Below are 2,870 nucleotides of genomic sequence, written 5' to 3' on the forward strand. Positions count from 1 at the left end.
CTATTGTTTGCGTCTAACGACTTTGCATTTAAGGCGCAGCCCAGAACTACTCGCCGCGGCGAACCGAATTTGTTAATAAATTTTATAATTACAAAAAACTTTCTTAGCACGACTTCCTTGAACAAGAAACTTGAAACGGAACGACTAACCCGAAAATCTCTAAATTGCCGAATGCGAAAACAGTTTACCCCGATTTAATCGGGGCTGTCGCCCTTGAGCCACTGGTTATATGGCGTCTCTATCTTAAAAATCTATTGCTTAAGATTTCTTGAATATTTCTTCTGCCATCAATTACTGAATGTATATAAATTAAGTTGTTTTCAATTTCGTAGATTATACGGTAAGGCTTATAAAGAATCTCTAAATAGCTTTTAATTCCGGTTGGTCTCAATTCAGGTGGAATGTGCCCTCTTTCTGGAAATTTTTCAAGCTTATAGCAAGTTTCTTCTAAAGCATCTAAAAGCTTATTTGCTGATTGAACACTATCGTTCATCGCAACATAAATAAATATTTCTTTAAGATCTAACTTGGCTTGAGAATCAATTATAACTTTATATCTCATAGTCATTGAATAAATTTTAATTCGTTGCGAAGATCGGCAAATGTTTCTTGAATCCCTTTCGATTTTTTATTTTTTTCACGAGTCATCGCAAGTAATTTAAGCATGGCCATAGTTTCTTGAGTTTTTTCATAAACTTTAATGTCTTGAACAATTACCTTTGCCTCACCATTCTGAGTAATAACAAAAGTTTTTTGCTCTTTATTGATTTTCTCAATCAAATTAGCAGCATTGGCTTTCAGATAGCTAATTGATTTTACCGATTCGCTTAATTTCATATCATAGCCTTTTTTTAGACCAAATATAGTTTATCACATCATTTATATCAAATTAATTTTAGCCATATAACGCCGTTGCGTTTAAGCTGCCGCCCAAAACAAACGGGCAGCACTGAAAAAACCATTTATTAAATTTGTACTCACTTGTTTTACTCTACACACTTGAACAGGACTGCCGAACGAAAAAGACAAAACCGAAAATAGCAGAAAACCCGAACCGTTCTCGCGGTCAGTTTGAAACGCTTGTAACGTTAGCACCATACTACAATTTTTTAAGCAACCTTTTTATTTCTTCAATCTGTTTTTTCCCATAAGAATTATCAGGATTTATTTTCAAAGATTTTTCAAAATAAGTTATTGCTAGTTCAGCTTGACCATTTTTCAAGTATGCTTCTGCAAGGCTATTAAGTGCATCCCAGGACTCCGGCGAGACTTTTACATATAATTTGAAAACAGAAATTGCATATTCGTATTTTTCTTTTTCTAACCAAAAATGAGCTATTTCATTAATTTTATCTACAAAAGTATGAACCAATTTTACATCATTAACGAAAAGTGCATTTACGACATTTGTGCATCGCGATGAATCACTGACTATATCTTCATTCATGAATAAGTCTAGTTCATTACTAACTTCGTTATAGTTGCATAAAAACTCGATTCCTTTTTTATCCTCCGGAAATAGTTTGGGAATAACCAAAATATGATTACCTTTTTCAAGTTCTTGTTTCAAATTAAATGTCACAACATGTTTGTAGTTATGAAAATAATACAAATAGATAATTCCTTCTTTCAAATCGTATAAAGTTGTGTACATTGTACCACCACCCCAATCTCTTTCTTGATGCATAGTGTCCATAACAGAAGAGCAAAAACTAATACTTGTATCCCTATAACTCTCCAATAGTCTTTTCGCCTCATGATAAAAAGGAATATCAATTTTACTTTCATCTTTTATCTGAGAAGGATAGAAGTTTGAGAGTATATAGTATCGGTTGTTTCCGGTAATTAGTGAATCACCTTGAACAACAAGATACCTACCCGTTTTATCGATGAATAAAAACATTGATGTTTCAAGGCCGGTTAGATTATGATTAGCAAAATATTTTTTAACTTCGCTAACATCCGAATATTTTTCCATGATAATTTTTAAAAAATTCGCATCCAGTTCTTTTTTACCAATTGTATCTTTAATCGCTAAATAAGGCATTGCAAAACCATCAAATACAAGTCCGGCTTCGTTCATTCCGCCCTGTGGCCAAAAATTATCATAACCAACATAACAAACTCCATATTTTCTATTTTTACCTTTTTCAAACCAAATCCTCGTATTAGGATTCCAATAATCCTCATTATTGCCAACCATTGTTTTGCCATACAACGTTATTTTAAACATACTGCAACCATACAAATTTTGTACAAAACTGGCTGAGTAGATAAAACAAAATAGAGTTGCAATGAGTAATCTTCTTTTTTTCTCCATAGTCAAATTATCCTTTTAATATTAGGTGCTAACGGCGTGGCAACTAACTTACCGCCCAGAACAGACGGCTAAGTTAAAACCAAAACGCCAATAATTAAGAAAATATTTTGTAACTAAATAATCTTAAACAACAATTTTAAACGAACAACACAAAGCCGAAAACAGAAACAAACCCGAACCGAATGAAGCGGTCAAGTTGAGTTGCAGGTTGAACTAAGCCGCAAAGCGGCGGTATCATTTTACCTATCCTACTTGATTTATAACATTTCAATAAACAATATAGCATACCCTAACTAAATAAAATTAACTATTAAACATTAGCGAGGTATACTATGTACGAACTGATTCAAAGAATGACCGAAAATATGCAACTTTTCGGATTTTCACAACGGACACAAGAAACTTATTCTTACCGTGTACAAAAACTTATAGAGTATTTCAATAAACCGCCGGACAAAATATCCGACAATGAAATCCGTGAGTATTTTCTTTACCTACAGAATACAAAGAAGTATTCACGCGCCACTATGGCAATTGCCTTATGCGGGAT

Annotated in this window: 4 protein-coding genes; 1 reads left to right on the forward strand and 3 read right to left on the reverse strand. The window is 33.3% G+C overall.

From position 1 onward, the window contains the following. Nucleotides 1-238 precede the first annotated feature (238 nt). From ACYC56_RS14260 to ACYC56_RS14270, 3 genes are all read right to left on the reverse strand, one after another. Entirely contained in the window at nt 239-562 is a 324-nt protein-coding gene (locus ACYC56_RS14260) for a type II toxin-antitoxin system RelE/ParE family toxin (protein ID WP_461374836.1), read from the reverse strand. A gap of 2 nt (nt 563-564) precedes the next feature. Beyond that, on the reverse strand, nt 565-837 hold the full coding sequence (locus ACYC56_RS14265; RefSeq protein ID WP_461374837.1) for a type II toxin-antitoxin system Phd/YefM family antitoxin: 273 nt from the start codon (nt 835-837) through the stop codon (nt 565-567). Nucleotides 838-1,099: 262 nt separating this feature from the next. After that, nucleotides 1,100-2,320, reverse strand: coding sequence for a tetratricopeptide repeat protein (locus tag ACYC56_RS14270; protein WP_461374838.1), 1,221 nt, complete (start codon nt 2,318-2,320; stop codon nt 1,100-1,102). 332 nt (nt 2,321-2,652) lie between these two features. Here ACYC56_RS14270 and ACYC56_RS14275 point away from each other — a divergent pair. After that, nucleotides 2,653-2,870, forward strand: a 218-nt coding sequence (locus ACYC56_RS14275) for a phage integrase N-terminal SAM-like domain-containing protein (protein WP_461374839.1), incomplete at its 3' end; no start/stop codon positions are given.

The organism is Candidatus Aquicultor sp. (genome assembly GCF_054640775.1).

Excerpts from the sequence above, each read along its gene's own strand:
- ACYC56_RS14270 (WP_461374838.1), bottom strand. The coding sequence starts at position 2,320 with ATGGAGAAAAAAAGAAGATTACTCATTGCAACTCTATTTTGTTTTATC.
- ACYC56_RS14260 (WP_461374836.1), bottom strand. The coding sequence starts at position 562 with ATGAGATATAAAGTTATAATTGATTCTCAAGCCAAGTTAGATCTTAAA.
- ACYC56_RS14265 (WP_461374837.1), bottom strand. The coding sequence starts at position 837 with ATGAAATTAAGCGAATCGGTAAAATCAATTAGCTATCTGAAAGCCAAT.